The organism is Flavihumibacter solisilvae, assembly GCF_000814475.1.
Lineage (GTDB): Bacteria > Bacteroidota > Bacteroidia > Chitinophagales > Chitinophagaceae > Flavihumibacter > Flavihumibacter solisilvae.
On the sequence record NZ_JSVC01000034.1, the window covers coordinates 22,771 to 41,049 of the forward strand.

At 43.4% G+C, this 18,279-nt stretch carries 17 protein-coding genes; 9 read left to right on the forward strand and 8 right to left on the reverse strand.

The window, feature by feature from the left end; translation table 11 throughout:
- Nucleotides 1-266: 266 nt before the first annotated feature.
- The 6 genes from OI18_RS21825 to OI18_RS21850 form a co-directional block, all read right to left on the reverse strand.
- Nucleotides 267-1,094: a PKD domain-containing protein gene (locus OI18_RS21825; protein WP_152616926.1), complete on the reverse strand. Its 828-nt coding sequence runs from the start codon at nt 1,092-1,094 to the stop codon at nt 267-269.
- A gap of 179 nt (nt 1,095-1,273) precedes the next feature.
- Complete coding sequence (locus tag OI18_RS21830) at nt 1,274-1,684, reverse strand: nuclear transport factor 2 family protein (RefSeq protein WP_039144026.1); 411 nt, start codon at nt 1,682-1,684, stop codon at nt 1,274-1,276.
- Between the two features lie 49 nt (nt 1,685-1,733).
- Nucleotides 1,734-2,177 carry a nuclear transport factor 2 family protein gene (locus OI18_RS21835; RefSeq protein ID WP_039144027.1) on the reverse strand — a complete coding sequence of 148 codons (444 nt, stop codon included), beginning with the start codon at nt 2,175-2,177 and terminating at the stop codon, nt 1,734-1,736.
- A gap of 31 nt (nt 2,178-2,208) precedes the next feature.
- A complete protein-coding gene (locus OI18_RS21840; protein WP_039144028.1) occupies nt 2,209-3,018 on the reverse strand; it encodes an SDR family oxidoreductase in 810 nt (269 codons plus the stop codon).
- Nucleotides 3,019-3,054: 36 nt separating this feature from the next.
- Complete coding sequence (locus OI18_RS21845) at nt 3,055-3,450, reverse strand: GlcG/HbpS family heme-binding protein (protein ID WP_039144029.1); 396 nt, start codon at nt 3,448-3,450, stop codon at nt 3,055-3,057.
- Between the two features lie 117 nt (nt 3,451-3,567).
- The gene (locus OI18_RS21850) at nt 3,568-4,104 is read right to left on the reverse strand and encodes a DsbA family protein (protein ID WP_039144030.1); all 537 of its coding nucleotides are present in this window, start codon (nt 4,102-4,104) and stop codon (nt 3,568-3,570) included.
- Between the two features lie 123 nt (nt 4,105-4,227).
- Between OI18_RS21850 and OI18_RS21855 the strand changes: the two genes are divergently transcribed.
- On the forward strand, nt 4,228-6,612 hold the full coding sequence (locus tag OI18_RS21855) for a tetratricopeptide repeat-containing sensor histidine kinase (protein ID WP_082038088.1): 2,385 nt from the start codon (nt 4,228-4,230) through the stop codon (nt 6,610-6,612).
- On the opposite strand, the gene OI18_RS21860 is transcribed toward OI18_RS21855, so the two are convergent.
- Nucleotides 6,584-7,435 (reverse strand): helix-turn-helix domain-containing protein, encoded by an 852-nt coding sequence (locus OI18_RS21860; protein ID WP_039144032.1) that lies wholly within the window; start codon nt 7,433-7,435, stop codon nt 6,584-6,586. The genes OI18_RS21855 and OI18_RS21860 overlap by 29 nt on opposite strands.
- A gap of 110 nt (nt 7,436-7,545) precedes the next feature.
- Between OI18_RS21860 and OI18_RS21865 the strand changes: the two genes are divergently transcribed.
- The 3 genes from OI18_RS21865 to OI18_RS24055 all read left to right on the forward strand — a co-directional run bounded on the left by OI18_RS21865 (nt 7,546) and on the right by OI18_RS24055 (nt 12,911).
- Nucleotides 7,546-8,151 (forward strand): hypothetical protein, encoded by a 606-nt coding sequence (locus tag OI18_RS21865; protein ID WP_039144033.1) that lies wholly within the window; start codon nt 7,546-7,548, stop codon nt 8,149-8,151.
- Nucleotides 8,152-8,227: 76 nt separating this feature from the next.
- Nucleotides 8,228-10,777, forward strand: a complete 2,550-nt coding sequence (gene galB, locus OI18_RS21870) for a beta-galactosidase GalB (protein WP_039144035.1) — start codon at nt 8,228-8,230, stop codon at nt 10,775-10,777.
- A gap of 673 nt (nt 10,778-11,450) precedes the next feature.
- Nucleotides 11,451-12,911, forward strand: coding sequence for a ligand-binding sensor domain-containing protein (locus tag OI18_RS24055; RefSeq protein ID WP_052273481.1), 1,461 nt, complete (start codon nt 11,451-11,453; stop codon nt 12,909-12,911).
- 21 nt (nt 12,912-12,932) lie between these two features.
- Here OI18_RS24055 and OI18_RS21880 read toward each other — a convergent pair whose 3' ends face one another.
- Complete coding sequence (locus OI18_RS21880; protein ID WP_039144037.1) at nt 12,933-15,314, reverse strand: ABC transporter permease; 2,382 nt, start codon at nt 15,312-15,314, stop codon at nt 12,933-12,935.
- 614 nt (nt 15,315-15,928) lie between these two features.
- On the opposite strand from OI18_RS21880, the gene OI18_RS21890 reads away from it, so the two are divergent.
- From OI18_RS21890 to OI18_RS21900, 5 genes are all read left to right on the forward strand, one after another.
- Complete coding sequence (locus OI18_RS21890) at nt 15,929-16,375, forward strand: DUF6934 family protein (protein ID WP_039144040.1); 447 nt, start codon at nt 15,929-15,931, stop codon at nt 16,373-16,375.
- Nucleotides 16,376-16,409: 34 nt separating this feature from the next.
- Complete coding sequence (locus tag OI18_RS24745) at nt 16,410-16,574, forward strand: hypothetical protein (protein ID WP_160290277.1); 165 nt, start codon at nt 16,410-16,412, stop codon at nt 16,572-16,574.
- A gap of 109 nt (nt 16,575-16,683) precedes the next feature.
- Nucleotides 16,684-16,965, forward strand: coding sequence for a hypothetical protein (locus OI18_RS25065; RefSeq protein ID WP_240312820.1), 282 nt, complete (start codon nt 16,684-16,686; stop codon nt 16,963-16,965).
- A gap of 15 nt (nt 16,966-16,980) precedes the next feature.
- Nucleotides 16,981-17,466: a helix-turn-helix domain-containing protein gene (locus OI18_RS25070; protein ID WP_240312821.1), complete on the forward strand. Its 486-nt coding sequence runs from the start codon at nt 16,981-16,983 to the stop codon at nt 17,464-17,466.
- 234 nt (nt 17,467-17,700) lie between these two features.
- The gene (locus OI18_RS21900; RefSeq protein WP_039144042.1) at nt 17,701-18,276 is read left to right on the forward strand and encodes a cupin domain-containing protein; all 576 of its coding nucleotides are present in this window, start codon (nt 17,701-17,703) and stop codon (nt 18,274-18,276) included.
- Nucleotides 18,277-18,279: the final 3 nt, after the last annotated feature.

Sequence of the window (18,279 nt, forward strand, 5' to 3'; positions counted from 1 at the left end):
TCTTTTGCGAAAGTGAAGGAGCAGGAACTCCGTTGCGGGCGCGTTATCAGAAGGATCTGGGTAAAACAGTCAGGCTTAGAAATTAAACCCTGTTAATATTTCGCGGAGATACGATCTGTGAAAGTTTTGATCGAAAATTTAGTGGCCCAAAAGTAGATCAATCCGCTGGATATTGGATGTTTTTTAATTACTCGATTTTACGTAGTAGTACCTCCACGTTTAACCCAATGCAATTCAATGCATAAGGTGAAGTTGCGTGTAGTTGCTCAGTAAATTGCTTTTCCAACTATACGCAGGTTGATTTTCTTGGTCGCTTTATTAAGGGTGCCGGTTACTTTTAATGGAGGCAGATCAGCAGGGATCCCTATAAACTCAATACGGTCACATGACAATTGGTAAAGGTTGAATGTGCCCTTGACCGGTCCGCCATTTTCCTGGATCATTTTTTTAAATTTTATGGTAGACTCACCCCTGAAATAGCCATTAGGAAAAAGTATTTCTATGTAGGTAAAGGAATCATATTCCGTATCAATTTCATTGGCAGATTCAGTAATAGAAACAGTGTAGTTCCCAAGGGAGAAACTCCCGGTAGCAACAGCATACGTTAGATCCCAATTACCACCCCAGCCATCATCATAGTCGTTGGTATAATTGTATAGGCTGGTAAAGCTAATGTCAAGGTCGTATTCCTGGGGATTGACACTATTTACTTTTACTTCTACCCGGTCTGAAGACGATAAACCGCCTGCATCCGTGACAACCAATTCAAAGACATAGGTACCCGTGGTGAGGTTCTCAACTTTTGCCGTTGCCACATTTGCATTGGTTAATGTGTACGTGGGAGGCCCGGAAATGAAAGACCACCTGTAGCTTGTAATATTTCTATCAGGATCAGTGGATCCTGTTCCATCCAGTTCTATAAAAGTAAAGTTTGTTTCGCAGGCAGATTTGTCCTCTCCGGCCTTGGCAACAGGTGGATTGTTCGGTGCTGAATTTGATGGATTTGCAGCATCGTCGTCGTCTTTATCACAGCCTGCAATTGCTGTAGTGCACATTAGTATGACTATTACACACGAATGTAGAATTGCTTTCATAATCGAAAGGTTAAATGGTTAAAGAATTGGGGTATCCTTTTACATCACTTTTTTTCGATCATTTCCAGGCGCCATATTCAGCTTGGCTTCTAAAACTGGCTGGTTGATAGCTTAGGTGAGGGACAAGATTGTTTGACGGTAGAAGCTTTCAGATATGCAATATAAATTTCGGAAAATATTTATAATTTCCGTTCTGTTTCAGAAATAGGCAGGTCGTTGATAGAGGCGTACCGCCTTTGCATTAAGCCATTTTCATCAAACTCCCAGTTTTCATTACCGTAAGCCCTGAACCATTCGCCGTCACTATTCCGGTATTCATATTCGAAGCGTACAGCAATGCGATTGTCCGTAAAAGCCCACAGCTCTTTTTTTAGTTTGTAATCCAGCTCTTTTTGCCATTTCTCCGTCAGGAATTTTACAATTTCTTCCCTGCCGTTTATAAAGGCTGACCTGTTGCGCCATTCACTGTCGATAGTATAAGCCAACGAAACCCTTTTGGGGTCACAACTGTTCCATGCATCTTCAGCTAACTGGATTTTCTCTTTTGCGGTTTCCAGAGTAAATGGTGGGAGGGGATGTCTTTTTTCCATGATTAATGTTTGAATGGTTGACGTGTTTGATTGTATTCGTGTTTTAGGATCATTTAATTCTTTTCATTATATCCGTAAATTCTATCCCATCGAGGAAAGCTACTACATCCATTATTTTTCCGTTCCTCATTTTCATGTACCAGGAATATGACGACCGGTAAGGCCTGTTGTCTAGAGCGATGGCTTCTCCGTCCCACAAGGCAATCACCATATCTTTATCAACAAATATATTCCGGACGGTTGGCTTGATTTTTACCTTCAGTTTATTATTCAGTGGAATAATAACTTTATCCAGGAATTCCTGCTTTGATCTGTAAACTTTTGAGTAAGGGGAGGAGCCGGTGATTTCCCAATGCATGTCTTCAGCAAGCAGGTCAAAAAAATTGCCATTTCCGTCGTACCATGCCTGGAATGCTCTTGAAATAATTTCTTTGTTGGAAGCTTCTTCTTTGCTGTATTCCTGCGCGACTGCCGGCGTTGAAAAGATAATCATGGCAAATATTGTTTTTATATTTTTTGGGAAATCAAATTGCATTTTCCCAGGCCTTTAACTGGTGATCTTTCAGCATATCCTCAATTGCTTTAGGAACAACATTTCTGAATTTTCCTTTGTCAGCAGGCACAATTTCGATCATCCGGTCAATCATTTCTTTCGGATCCATTTTTCCTTCCGGAGTAGCGAAGAAGTCATCAAAACCTTTGCGGAGGTCAGCTCTCTTTGTGAAGTTTACTTCATCATCCAGCCAACGGAACGGGTTGTCAGCCATGGTTTCGTTGTAGCCTGTATAGTAGGCACCCGGGTTGATCGTCTGAATTTTGATCCCGTATGCTGCAAGCTCCTGCTGTAAAGCTTCTGCCAGAGATTCCAATGCGTGTTTTGTTGATACATAGGTTCCCCAGTTCGCAGGGGTAAACAAGCCTCCCATCGAAGAGGTAAAGACTATTTTTCCTTTTTTGCCTTCCCTTACCCATTTCTGAACAACTCCCTGTGTAAGTACCAGTGGTAAAAAGACGTTCACTTCATAATTTTTTCTCACAATGTCAACAGGGATTTCCCAAACCGGGCCTGCCTCTCCCATTCCTGCATTGTTCCAAAGAATATCAAAGTTCCATTTTAAGGCTTGTTTTATATCGTATTGATCAGTGAGGTCCAAACGTTCAACCCGTATTTTGTTTGACAGGCCTAAAGCCGCAACTTCTTCGCGCAGCGGTGTTACCTGTGATGACACGTGCGCAGTTGCGATGATATTGTGCCCGTTTTTAGCCATTCCTATCGCAGCACCTTTTCCGAATCCTGAACCTGCACCTGTAATTAGAATTGTTTTCGTTTCCATTGTTTTTTAATTATTGAATTATGGTAATAAAATGTTTTACTTGATAAAACTCCCTGCATATGCGATCATTGAATCCTGCGGAACGGCGCCACCAGACACCCCGATATAGCCGATAATTGCATTGCCATTCATGATTGGCCTGCCTCCCGGAAAGGCAACGAGTCCTCCATTGGTATTCTCTAACCCGTAAGCTGCAGCTTCAGGTTTCAGGAACTCGCCTACTGTCTCTGAATTGGCACGGAATAACATGGATGTCTTTGCTTTTTGGATAGCGATATCAATCGATCCAAGGAAAGCATCATCCATCCTGATAAAAGACTTGAGGTAGCCGGCTGTGTCCAGCACGACGATGTTTACCGGTATTTTTATTTCTTCGGCTTTTTCCCTGGCCTGTTGTATGACCATACTGGCCAGATGAAGCGTAATGCTCATATCAATTGTTTTAGTGTTGGATAAATTTGATGTTTGCAGTGATGTAAAATTCAGTCATCAGCACCAGTTGCATTTTATTGTTCTGTTCAACCTGTTTGACTGTTTAGTTCAATTTCTTCAGCCTGCTTCTAATGAAAGCATTGAAATATTACAAGCCGCCAGCAACCCATTGAAATCAGGCATCCCGTTATATTTTAATCCGTTTACAAAAAATGTCGGTGTGCCGGATACGCCGCTTCGCACCCCGCTTTCGAAGTCGCTGACAACTTTCATCAACCTTTTTTTATATTCAACCGGGTCGGTAAATAAACTGGTATCTATATCTAATTCCTCAGCAAACCTCAGCAGTGACGCGCGCGACAAGTACAATTGGTTTTCGAAAATAAGATCGTGCATATACCAGAACCTGTCCAGTTGTGCGGCCGCCTCAGTGACCACTGCCGCTTCCAGGGCTAATGGGTGCAGGTTCTGAAGCGGGTAATGACGAAAGGCGAATTTCAACTGGTCGCCCATCACCTCCTGCAACATTTTTATCTCGGGATATACTTCAGCACAATGTGGACATTGAAAATCACCATATTCAATAAGCGTAATTGTGGCAAACCCGTTGCCGCTAATATGGTCCCTGGAAGAATCAAGTTCTGGTTGTAACATGTAGTATGGTTTTAGTTGCTTCAAATTTCAACCAGTAGGCATCTGCTAAAAATGGATAAACCATGACAACAGATATATATCTTTGGAATCGTCACTTCGTTTGATCATCTCGATTTTTTGACCATGGGAAAGAAAAGTTTGATTGGGGGTGTCCTTGTATTGTTAAGTCTTGCGTTGTTTGCTCAACGAGGGGCGTCGCCATTGGATGATTTGACCTGGCTGAATGAGATCCCCGCTTCCAAAAGAAGCCGTGCCGAAGTGCATAGGCTCATCGATTTAAGCAAACAGCACATTAATAAGCCTGGCGAGAACAAAGCCGACCTGGACAAAGCCTGGGAACTGGCCAGCCAGGCCAAACGATTGAGCCATTACCTGCACTATGAAGCTGGCTACCAGGAGACGCTGCAGGCCATGTGCATGACGCAGGTGGAAAGAGGTAATAGCAGGGCTGCCTGGCAGTTGATAGAACAGGCACAGGATTCCACAAAGGTGGAAATGCTGCTGGCGATGCAGGGATATTATTTTTTCGGCGGGCAGTTGACCAAGAGTCTTGATAGTTCCATCATATGTCTGGAAAAAGCATCCATGATCGCGAAATCGCAAGGATATGCCCCGCTTGAATTTAATGTGAGAAGTTTTCTTGCGGCCCGTTACATCATGGCAAGGAACCTCTCAGAATTTACAGAACATAATTCGCGTTCCTTCCAACTCCAAAAAAGCGTTTCTCAGAAAGCGCTCCTTGATCACTACGTGCGGACAGCCCAGAGTTTTTACCAGGTGGGAATGTATAAAGATGCACTTGATTATGCTTTAAGTGGGTTGAGACTGTCGGAGGAAAACACCCACTTGAAGGCCGACTTCGGTGCCGGCTCGCTCTATAATTTGCTTGGGATCATTTATTACCGTGAAAAACAATATGATAAAGCCGTCGAGGTACATAAAAGAGCCTGGGAAATCTTTAAAGCGGGTGGTGATACACAAAGAACGTGGTTAGTGTGCGAGTCGCTGGTGATTGACTATGTTCGCATGGTTGAACCAGCCAAGGCGTTGCAAATTATTGAGCGAACGGAGAAAGAAATTGGCTTTGCCAATGTAAGAGATGAAGTTGACTACCTGCGAATCCTGGGCAATTATTATCAGAGAACCGGGCAGGTCACTCTTACCGGGCAAACCAATGACAGATTAGTTGACCTCGTAGAAAAAAACGGGATTGTGGACCAGCACATTTATAATCTGATCGGCAACTTTTATATACAAAGCAAGGAATTCATTAAGGCTCGCCATTACCTCGTGAAAGCGATGGAGCTGCCTCAGACCCCGCCCCAATTCAGAGCCTCCATTCATCGCACTCTATACACGCTGGATTCCACTACCGGCAATTATCTGTCCGCAATTCAACACTTGCGCAAAGGGCAGCAACTTGACGACTCGATGAAGAGTCTTGACAAAGAAAAACAAATACAGGATTTGCTGGTACAATACGAATCGGAAAAAAAGGACCGGGATCTCCGGCTTAAAGAACAGTCTTTCACGCTTCTCGCCCGGCAAAGTGAACTGCGTCAAAAGGACCTGGACCAGGCGCGTCTCGAACTGGCCTACGAAACCCAGGCCAAACAACAGCAGCTCCAGCTCGCCAGCATGGAGGCAAAGGCAAAAGACAGGAGCATCCTGCTGCATCGCAACAGTCTCCAGCAAGCGAAGACAACACGCAACCTCACCATTGCCGGGGCAGTGTTGTTGCTCATTATCCTGCTGCTCGTAGTCAATAGCTATCGCCTGAAAAAAGCAGCCAGCCTGGAGTTGAACAAGAAGAACAGCAAACTCGAGAGCCTGGTCAACGAGAAAGAACTGCTGCTCCGGGAAGTGCACCACCGGGTGAAAAATAACCTGCAGATGGTCGTTAGCCTGTTGGAATTGCAGGCCGACGACCTGAGCAGTGATGCGCTGGTCGCTATCCAGGCCAGCCAGAATCGCATCTATGCCACTTCCCTGCTTCATCAGAAGCTTTACCAGGATGATACCATTTCCTCGGTCAATATGAGGAGCTATCTTCCCGAACTGGTAGGTTACCTGAAACAAGCCTTTAACCTGCGAAACGAAATTGAATTTGTTACCGATATCGACAATGTCGACCTGGATGTATCCCAGGCCGTTCCCATTGGACTGATCGTGAATGAAACGATCACCAATTCGATCAAGTATGCGTTCAGGGGCAGTTACGAGCATGCCCGTATCAGTGTTTCATTAAAAATTTATGAAAATGAAACAGCCGTGCTGGATATTGTCGACAATGGGATTGGGCTACCCGATTGTAATGAAAGCAGGACCACCGGCCTGGGTTTGACATTGGTAAAGGGGCTTGCAGGTGATATAGATGGCGAACCCAGTATCGAGTCAGTGAATGGAACAAAGATTTCTATCCGGTTTAAGGCAATGTCGCCACTGTCGGCTATAAACAATCAATTAAAACGTTCAAACTTCAACCATACCGCAACGCAGTTTTCTTGAATTCAGTAAAATTGATGCCGGAACTTACTTTGAAAAATTTACTGAAATGCGACGGGTCGGGAAATCCTAATGTATAAGAGATTTCTTTCAGGCTACTGTCATTAAATATTGCTCTCCGTTTGGCTTCGAGGATGATACGCTGTTGAATATGGTAGCTGGCCGGGAACCCGGATATACACTTGATGACCTTATTCAGGTAGCCGGGTGTAATATTCATTATATCGGCATAATCTTTTACCATTCTTTTGTCTATGTAATGTTTTTCCAGCAACCCAAAAAAGCCATTAGCGATCCGGTCATCATTTCCGGCCTCATCTTTTTTCAACTGGCACTGCCGGCCAAGGTAGATCAGGAATATTCGTAAAAAACTGGAGATAGCCTCGGCGCGTGACTCGTGGTAGTTTGCATGCTCGTACAACATCTTTTCTGCAATACTGTCGAGGAACATATCCATACCAGGATCTATGCGGATCAAAGGAAGTGCCTGGTAAAGGTTGGATAATAAAGTATGACTGAGTCCATTCGAACCTTTCTCAAAAAGCATAAGGAATTCACGCTCAAAGTCAACCAGGTAGCCACTGACAGGCTCGTCGAGCGTAATGTGCAACGCCTGTCCCGGTTTAATAAAATAAAGTGAATTATTCTCTATAAAGAACCGGTCCAGGTCAATCTTTATTTCTCCTTTTCCATCCTGGATCCATAAAATCACATACTTATTTTGGAACAGCGTAAGCTGGCCAGCCTCGCTTTGGAGCCGGTGGATCTCAAATTGAGCTGCACCATTAGTACTCCGCACATTTTTAATGCTACGAATTATTTCCATTGCAGGTGATCTTTGTTTATTGCAAAAATCAGCGCTGCATAAACGACGTGTTTGATATTTGGATTCTGTTTCTTTGTCTATTTTGTGCATTACTTCCTAAACCCCCGACTATGAAATTTCGTCTGTTAGTAGCCGTTGCCTCCGCATGTGCCTTTTTATCCTGCCAGAAAACCATTAATGAAAACTTTGAACAGCCCTCTTCCCAGGACCTGTTAGGGACATATGATTTTGTGGAAATGAATATGAATGAAACCATTATCCAGACAGATACGATTAGTGGAATCATCAGTAAAGCAACCAACATAGATACGCTGTTGACTGAGAATAACACCGGCACACTCCAGGTTACGGCTGATAAGTTCATCCTGGCGAATTTTAATTATACTGGCTTCACGTACACCAAATACATTTACGAAGTACAAGGTCAGCTGCCACAGATCGAAGAAATTATTGAACCATTTGGCCTGGGAGATCCTATCAGTTACCCGTGCGATTATACCAGGTTAGGCCGGGATTCAATTTCATTAACGAATATCCAGGAAGTCGAAGATGGGTCTGTCAGTCCTGGCATGGAATCTAATCACTACCGCTTCTCAGGAGATACGCTGATCCTCACCTTCCAGGAGAAGGAGATCAGGTATTATGCTGACGATGACAGGAAAGGATCGTATGATGAGACTTTCACCAAACGCCTGAAGTTCAAAAGGAAGAAATGAGGTTGCGGGTAAAATAACATCGGCTTTTGTCAAAAATGAAATGGTACCGAAGTGCTACCGGGCGATAAATTTGGCTATGCATTTCAATAAGTTTCATTCTGCCTGTTCGTTGCTGATCCTGGCATTTATAACTACAGTTTCTAGCAATGTGTTTTCGCAAAGCCACCCCATCAAAAGAATGGGATCGCTGAATACAGTTTCGTTTGATGACGCCTGGCTGTTTGCGCGATTTGGATTGCAAGCCGATGGTACGAGAAAAGAGGAACCTGCAGGACTGGAGTCCGGTAGTTTCAATGATGCAGCATGGCAGAAGCTCAGTCTTCCGCACGACTGGGCGATCACCGGTCCGTTCAGGATAGAACTGGATGGGGGTACCGGTAAGTTGCCCTGGAAGGGAATTGGCTGGTACAGGAAACATTTTACCATCCCTGCAGCTGACGCCAATAAAAAGATCTTTATTGATTTTGACGGGGCGATGGCCAATGCTAAGATCTGGCTTAATGGGAGATATGTAGGTACATGGCCTTACGGGTATACTTCTTTTCGGATGGACCTGTCGCCTTATATTCAACCAGGAAAGGAAAATGTACTGGCAGTACGACTTGACACTGAGCAGTGGGATTCACGCTGGTATCCCGGCGCCGGCATTTACCGTCATGTCTGGCTGGTTAAAACTGATCCCGTTCATGTGGATCATTGGGGCACTTATATCACAACACCTCGTATTACGGAAGCCAGCGCCGATGTAAACATCGCTGTAACTGTCCGCAACCATTCAAAAAAAGACGCACGCGCAACCGTTCGTACTGAATTGTATGAGTTGGATGCCGCCAATAAACCAACAGTTAAGGTTGCCGAAATGAAAGCGACCGTAACAGATCTCCGGGCAGGTGAACAGAAAGTTATCGAATCACAGTCCACTGTCAATCATCCTAAACGTTGGGACATTGAAACTCCCAACAGGTATGTTGCAAAAACGACCATCAGCATAGGCGGCCGCGTTATTGATACCTACCATACTCCTTTTGGCATCCGCACACTTGAGTTTACGGCCCGTAACGGGTTTTTATTAAACGGGAAACGGGTTCAGATAAAAGGCACCTGTAATCACCATGATCTTGGCGCCTTGGGTGCAGCTTTTAACCTGAGCGCTTTGACCCGGCAATTGAAGATGCTGAAAGAAATGGGTTGTAACTCCTTGCGGACTTCCCACAATCCGCCTGCCCCCGAATTATTGGAACTGGCTGATAAAATGGGATTCCTGGTGTGGGATGAAGCTTTCGATGCCTGGAAAAAAGGGAAGCGGAAAAATGACTACAATCAATTGTTTGATCAATGGCATGAAAAAGATTTAACTGCGCTCGTGTACCGCGATCGCAACCATCCTTCGGTATTCATCTGGTCAATCGGAAATGAAGTGATGGAACAGCAGGATGTGGCCCTCACCAAACACCTGGTGGATCTTGTGTACAAGGCAGACCCGACACGTCCTGTTTCTAACGGGTATAATGATCCTGATGGTGGGCGTAACTCAGGGGCTGCAGTGGCGCTTGATATAATGGGCGTGAATTATTTTTTCGGCCAGCAACGCAAATGGGATGCCGATCCCCGTTATGCCAACAAGCCCACTCTCGGTAGTGAAACATCTTCCTGTGTTTCTTCGCGCGGTGAATATTTCTTCGGGACTGACGAATACAAAAACTGGCAGATCTCTTCTTATGATTATGCAAAGCCAGGCTGGGGCTGTTCGCCTGATGAGCAATTCAGGACCAATGCCAGGTATCCGCACCTGTTAGGTGAATATGTGTGGACGGGCTTCGACTATCTAGGAGAACCCACTCCTTACAATTCGGATGAAACCAACCTGCTAAACTTCAGGACTGATCCCAATAAAAAAGCGGAACTGGAAAGACAACTGGAACTCATCCGGAAAAATAACCCGCCGTCGAGAAGCAGTTACTTTGGCATTATTGACCTGGCCGGGTTCCCGAAAGACCGCTTTTACAGTTACCAGTCGCACTGGCGCCCTGAGTTGCCTGTCGCACATATATTTCCGCACTGGAACTGGCCCGAAAGGATCGACTCCATCACACCGGTGCATGTATACACTTCAGGAGATGAAGCTGAATTGTTTTTAAATGGTGTAAGTATGGGGCGGAAAGCCAAATCGGCAGGGAAAGATTATCGCCTGGTTTGGGATAGTGTAAGATATCAACCAGGGCAACTGAAAGTGATTTGTTATAAAGACGGAAAACAATGGGCAACCGATGAGGTGCGGACAACCGGTGAAATGAAGAAACTTGAAATGTCGCCTGACCGTACTGTTATCAAAGCAGGTGAAGATGAGCTGTGTTTTATCACGGTGAAAGTGACTGACAAAGATGGCCTGATGGTGCCTCGTTCCCATCCAGTTATTCATTTCTCAGTTGAAGGGGCAGGGGAGATAGTTGCCACAGACAATGGTGATGCAACCAGTTTTGTGCCCTTTCAAAGCCATGATCGCCCGGCTTACAACGGGATGGCATTACTGATCATAAAAGCTAAGAAAGGAGTGAAAGGAAAGGTCGTTGTTAAAGCTTCTTCGGATGCGTTAATGACGGGGCAGACCGTTGTTACAGTACAATAACCGGAAGACGGAATTCTAAAGAAAAATGACAAAAGCGTTTTATTCCGATTCCACTCCATAGAATTTCAGCCCGTCCTTTACTTTTACAAATTCAAAAGTATGCGTCTGTTCGCTATACCAGGCACCGAAATCTATATTGGTTTTAAATGATACTTCATAAATAACCAGGTTTCCTGGTTTTGTCAGGCGGAAGTGAGTGGGCTGGATGTCTCCCTCATAGTTGCTTGCTCCCAGTTCGTATCTCCCTTTCCGGATATTGTCCCATAGTTCGCTGCTCGGCTACCTGCACCGATGTTCCTTTATCGACAGTAACAGGAAGCACCTTGCAACCGTTATGTCGTCATTTTCCCGGATTGCCTTTTCCTTATAGCCAGCGGCGGCTGATATTCGTTTCAATATTGGTCCAGTTGATGGGGGATTGCTGTGCATAGGTGTTAGTCGAAACAAGTAGGATAATAGCAACGATTCGGATAAGGTATTTCATTCCGGTAGGGGTAAAGGTTAGTTGTGCGCAGCTAATATAAAATATCTTTATGCTAAAATCCCTGATTTGCAATGCTCTCATGAAATAATCAGGTGGATAACTTATGCAGAGCTCTGAACTCTTATCTTGCGGAACATTTAACCCTGCCCTGAAATTGATATATTGGATATTATTTCTATTTATTGCCCGATGAAAAAAAATACCGTAACCTTTTTTATTCTTATTACATCTTTCTATGCCAGTGCTCAAAATCTATTTCCCAAAAAGTTAGATGGATGTACTACTGATAAGTTTTGTCTTGATTGTGGCGACGTTAAAGCAAATGTCGACATCGTTAAGTTCAATTCATTAATCTCCGGGTTGAACAGGACCAACAACTTAAAAGGTATAAAAGGAAGGGTAGTATTCCAGGTACTTGTTGATGCGATTGGTAAGGGTTGTGTTTTGAGTTATACTGATGTGTCAGAACATGTTATTTCAAGGAATATTGTAAATGCGCTTAATGGTTTTGATGGATTTATTCCTGCAAAAACAAATGGAAAGAATGAAGAGAGGACCTCTTTCAACCTGTCTTTCGATATACAGGATGGCGCAATTTCAGGTAAGGTGGACAGGGTAGATTTGAACGCGTTTAAAAAATCGTTTGATAAGCCAAATAGTCCGGAGATATACAACAAGGATTATGTTTATAATAACGACAATTTAAAGAACTACAGGATAACGGTATGGAACACAAATAACTCGAGCCTTCCGAGTAATATGAATGACCTTATTGCGATAGACAAAAAAGGAATTATTTGGCTCAATGCTGATGATCAGTTCGTTAGGTTTGATGGTAAACAATTCGATGTTGTGGAACCGAAAAATGATGAACTTAAAAAACCTGTTGAAGTTTACAGGTTTGCGACGGACAGCAGGAATAAGATTTGGGTGTATGGGGACAGGAAGTTTTTGAGTTTTGACGGTAAGAAGTGGACGCTGTATGACCAAAGTAAAATTGTTATTAACGAGGCTTCCAAAATGATTTTCAATGAAAAATCTGACGAACTATTTATTTGTTCGGGGCGGGGACTGACAATCGTTAAAAATAATACCTGGACTGATTTTAATAGAGTTAAAAAGTATCCGTTTGCCAGTGTATATTTTGCAAAACGGGACAGCAGGAACCGGATTTGGATTGGAACCTTTAATGGTTCATATCTTATAGACTCTATTGGTAATTGTACGAGCTTTAATGAAACGAGTTCAGTTTTGAAGGGTCAGTGTATTTCTGCGATGGATGAGGATGAATATGGCAATTTGTACTTCGGCTTATATGAATATGATAGTAAGCCTCCCGGGCAGATTAACAGGAATGAGGGAATAGCAATCAGGTCAATAGACGGCACATGGAAGCAGTTCACAACATCAAATTCGGGAATGCCATTCAACAATACCACTGACGTTCGGTATGACAAACGAGAAAAAGTACTGTGGATTTCTACAGATAGAGCAGGCCTCGTGAGATATGATCTGAAGGGTGGGTGGGAGAATTATCATCCGGGAAATTCTGGAATTCCTACTTCCTATATTTCACAAATGGCATTTGATAATAACGGAGTGCTGTACCTGGCTACAAGGCAGGGGCTGGTAAAAGTTGAGCGTCTGTAGATGGCGGTACGTCGCACATGTCTATTCCGTTTTCAAACTTTTTGCAGGATTGGCAATTGCCGCCTTAATGGCCTGGAAACTGACAGTTGCCAATGCAATCGTTAATGCTATGGCTCCCGCCGCTATAAATACCCACCAGCTGATGTCTATCCTGTATTCAAAATCCTGCAGCCACCGGTCCATTAAATAATAGGCGACCGGTGCTGCAAGTACGATGGCTATGCCTACTAATTTTATGAAATCTTTCGACAAAAGAGTAACAAGACTTTTGATGTCTGCACCGAGTACTTTGCGGATGCCAATTTCCTTTGTACGACGCTCGGTGTCATAAGCGGCCAGACCGGATAAGCCCAGGCAGGATATCAAGATGGTCAGGTAAGCAAAGTATTTTGCCAGCGTAAGCGTTCGCTCTTCGGATAAATATTGAGCTTTGAAAGTTTCGTCAAGAAACCCGAGGTTTAAGCCATAGCCGGGATTTACTTTTGAATAGAAGGAAGTAAGGTTGTCAATCACTTTTCTCTCAGCACCCGCCTGGATCCGGACCATTGCCATACTTACCCCATCCGGATCGCATTTGAAAATAAAAGGCGATATGGGCTGATGAACCGAAGCGGTATGAAAATCCTTTACCACACCAAGTATGGTTTTGTCCTCTCCCCATAATTTTACTTTTGTTCCAACGGGTTCTTTTAATCCCATGATCTTTACGGCAGTTTCATTCAATAACAGGTAAGAAGAATTGCTGCCCAAACTATCCGAAAATGATTTTCCTTCCTTTACCTGCATCCCAAGCGTCTGTACCAGGTTTTCGTCAACGTTCCTGATGACGAAATCAATATTCTTACTCTGAATCTTTCCCGGCCACTCTATACCATAAGTCGATGAACCCCCGTCTTCCCGGATCAGGGTTTGATTTATGCCGCCCGCCTGGACAACACCATCCACTCTTCTCAGTTGTTCAAAGAAATTCTTTTTGTTTTCGAAGATCTTTCCTTCCAGATCAAAGTAGACCACGTTTTCTTTGGCATACCCGATTGATTTGGTTTGCGCATACTCAATTTGCCGGTAAACGATAAATACAGATACGATCAATACAAGCGAGATGATAAATTGAAAGATGACAAGACCCTTTCTTACAAATAGTTCCCGTACTCCGCCTTCCAATTTTCCCTTTAAAGTAGCCAGCGGCCTGAAGCCTGAAAGATAAAAAGCCGGGTAACTTCCGGACAGGATTCCGGTTACCAGGGCAATGATAAAGAGCCCCGATAGCTGGGCAACGGAAAAATGAAAGGACAATTGCTTCCCGGTTATAAAATTAAATTGGTCAATTAGTAAGGCGACAAGCATCAATGCAACACCGGCAGAAATCGCTGTGACAAAAATGGATTCACCAAGAAACTGGTAAACCAGGTTTCGCCTGCTGCTGCCTATCGTTTTTTTAATGCCGATCTCTTTGAGCCTGCCCGATACTTTTGCCGTTGAAAGATTCATGAAATTGATAGAGGCAATTATTAACAGGAGAATGGCAATGACAGTAAACAACCTCACATTTGTGATCCTGCCACCGACCTGTTTTCCGTTCTCATAATTTCCGTACAGGTAAGCATCCGAATACTTTCTTACGAAAAGAGAGAAATGATTGCCCTTATCATATTTGTCAATAAACTTTTCAATCTTCTTATTGAAAGCGGTTATATTCACTCCTTCCTTCAGAAGAAGAAAGGTTTCGGGACCTGTGTTGGACCATTTGGTACCATTCTGCCATAGATCTTCCAGCAACTTTTGTTTGGTCAGGACAAAATCAAACTTCATCGTTGATGCGCTGGTTACATCATTAAAAACGCCGGTTACAGACGATAAATGATCGCTTCCGAATGCATTCCATTGCAAAGACTTTCCCAAGGCTGCGTCAACGGAGCCATATAACTTCCGGGCAAGGCTTTCCGAGATCACTACATTATTTTTCTCAGTCAATACGGTGCCGGCATTGCCGGAGAGAAGTGGAAATGAAAAGACCTGGAAAAAGGCGTCACCGGAAAAAATGCCACTCGTCTTGAAAGAGTTCTCGCCATTTTTCATCGTAATATCCATGCCTTCTTTGGAAAGATTCATAACGGTCACAGCTTTTTCCACTTCCGGCAGATCTTTTTCCAACGCTTCTGACAAAGGACCCTGGGTGTGATCCTGTATCCTTACCAGGTCGTTTTCGGTGCTTTGCATCATTGCCTGGTATAGCCTGCTGTCATTTGCATGAAACTTGTCAATACTCTTCTCATCCTGCACCCACAGGTAAAGAAGAAAAGCAAATGCCAATCCTGTAGAAAGCCCGGTAAGATTGATTATAAAAGAAGACTTGTGTTTCTGTATACTCCGGACTGCAATGGTGAGGATGTGTTTCAGCATAGATTAGGTTTTAAGCGGGGAGCAAGGCCATTACGCCAGGGGTTCAAATATTCAGCCATTATGTAAAGCGTTTATAATCTGACAGTTATAGGTCCTCAGCCTGCATTTGTTGTTCGTTTTCGATACAGTCATTGACCGGTTTTGGGACGCCCGGTCACTGGTTACCTCCGACTATGAAACTTCAATTATTAGTAGCCGAAACTGGCGTACTTGCACAAATGATGTCGCGCGCGGATAGTGTCCGCTTCGGTATTTGTCAAATGGCGGACGATTAAAAAATCACGACCTTTTACGGACACAATATCGATTTGCCCAGATGGATATTCCAGGTATGCCTCTGTCTTGGGTAAGTCTTTGGAAGCGATCAAAAAAGGAAGCCCCCGCTGAAACTTTTGGTGACGTAAACGACGCACTGCCGTGTACCCGATGTTTTCTATTTTATTTGGGTCAATCATCCTGTAATTATAAAGAAAAATATGGCTTTGTCAATATTGCAAGAGCTCTATAGTCGGGGGTATTGGCGGCGGAAAGAGGGAGGGAATATCAGGTGTTTAAACGGTTGACTTTTATTTCAGGACGGCTTTGCTTTGTTGTGTTAACCCCTTAGTACTTCCATGCAAGTTGAGGCATATCCTTATACAAAACGTCCCGAAAGCTTTTATTATGAATTTGAAAGCGATGGGCCGAATGGCCGAATAAAGAAAGTGGTTGAGTTTTACCGGCTTCAGCAGCGGGAGCAGGAAGTGTACAACCTGGCATTTGGCGACTGGGATGAAAATACTCACTGTATTAATGATCTTGCAATTTCCAATAATGGTGACCGGGATAAAGTGTTGGCAACAGTTGCCGCTACTGTTATAGAATTTATGCGTGAACGTCCCGGAGCTTTAGTTTTTGCTACAGGCAGCAGTAGTTCCCGCACTCGGTTATATCAAATGGGAATTGCAAGGATATGGCATGATGTAACTTCCCTGTTTGACATACAAGGCTATATTGGCGATGTCTGGCAGCCCTTTCAAAAAGGTGTTAATTATACAGCATTCTTGCTTAAAGCGCGGTAAAATCATAAATTTGAATAAGTAAATTGTTTGGACTATGGCATCGCCTACTAAAAAGAGAGCAACCAGCAAAACGAAGATGACGGTAGATAAAGACCTCAGGGATTATTCAAATGATCCTTTCTTTATTAAAAAGAGAGAAGAGGCTGAAAAGTTTCTTAAAAGGGCCGGTTTGCCGGAATCGTTTAAAACAAAAAAATAATTAGCTTATAAGCCACTAGTTTTATTTCCATTTGCCTCCTGGCTTCATCTAAAGACCTTTAGTTGCGGTGGTAGATTTTTCCATGTATGAAGAACAATTCAATTCCGGCATGAAAGTAACCTTAGGGTTTTATTCTGTCATGTTCAAGAATTTTTGCGTCAACAAAATGAAATACGGCCAGAAGTCTTACGATTTCCAGGAAGGCAGTTTGATTTGCATTGCACCCCGGCAGGTTATAACAATGGACGAACAATTGCAAAAGCCGGTTGACCCCTCAGGCTGGGGTTTATTCTTTCATCCTGACCTGGTAAGGGGTACGTCACTAGGCAAAACAATAAAGAACTATTCATTTTTCTCCTACGAAACGAATGAGGCCCTTCATCTTTCTTAAAAAGAAAAGAGCGTATTGCAGGATATTGTACAGAAGATAGATGCTGAATTACTTGAAAATATTGACAAGCACAGCCAGGCATTAATCGTTTCAAATATTGAATTGTTGCTCAACTACTGCACAAGGTATTACGACCGGCAGTTTATAACCCGTAAGCTTGTGAATAAAGATATACTTGCAAGAGTTGAAAAAGAATTGCAGGAGTACCTGCATTCATCCTTACCTGGCGAAAAGGGGTTACCAACCGTGAAGTTCCTGGCAGATAAAATGTATTTATCCTCTAACTATCTTAGCGACTTACTAAAAAGGGAAACAGGAATGAATGCGCAGGACCGCATCCATTATTACCTGATTGAAGAAGCGAAAAATATGTTATTGAATTCAAATAAATCTGTCAGTGACCTGGCATATTCGCTGGGCTTCGGATACCCGCAATATTTCTCCCGGCTATTCAAATCTAAAACTGGAATGACCCCAGTTGAATATAGAAATATGAATTGAAATGGTTTCGATCCATTGTCCCGGGAAAAATACCCTCTTTGGCATCACAGAATTTGAATAAATTTATTCCAGTCCTTACCAATCTTCACGTACACCCTAACCGCACCTTTATTTTTCCCCATAGCCACATCGCCCAGCTCCCGCTTTCGCATTGCTCCTTTCCACAGTGTTTCGTTGGCTATAATTTGTGATTTAAATCACCTGCCGAACATTGACAGTTAAAAAACTAAACTTATGAAACGAAATTCATTTTTAAAACTTGGCCTTACCCTTGGCACTCTTATGGCAACCCCTTTTACTATTTATGCAAGAATTAGAAACGGGAACCGGGATGACAAAGGCTTCAAAGTAGATGCCGGAAAGGACCGTTTTGACAAAAGCATTTCTCCTTTTGAAGGAGATGCTTTTTACACTAAAGTATCAACCAAAGACACTGACGGGGATATGTATGTTTTTGAATCCACACGAATAAAAGAAGGCGGTCCCATATTGCACACGCATTATGAAACTGATGAATGGTGGTATGTTTTACAGGGAGAGTTTCTTATCAAAGTAGGCGATAAACTTTATAATGCCAGGGCTGGAGATCTTGTATTCGGCCCGCGAAAGGTACCTCATACCTTTGCAAAGGTTGGACAAGGAGAAGCAAAAGTGATGATATGCCATCAACCTGCCGGTAAAATGGAAGAATATTTCAGAAAGCTCAGTGAAGGGGTCGCTAAGAATATGTCTGAAGAAGAAAGAGACAATTTTAGAAAAGAGTACGGTTTTGAAAAGGTTGGACCACCGTTAACGTTCTTAAAGCAGTGAAAT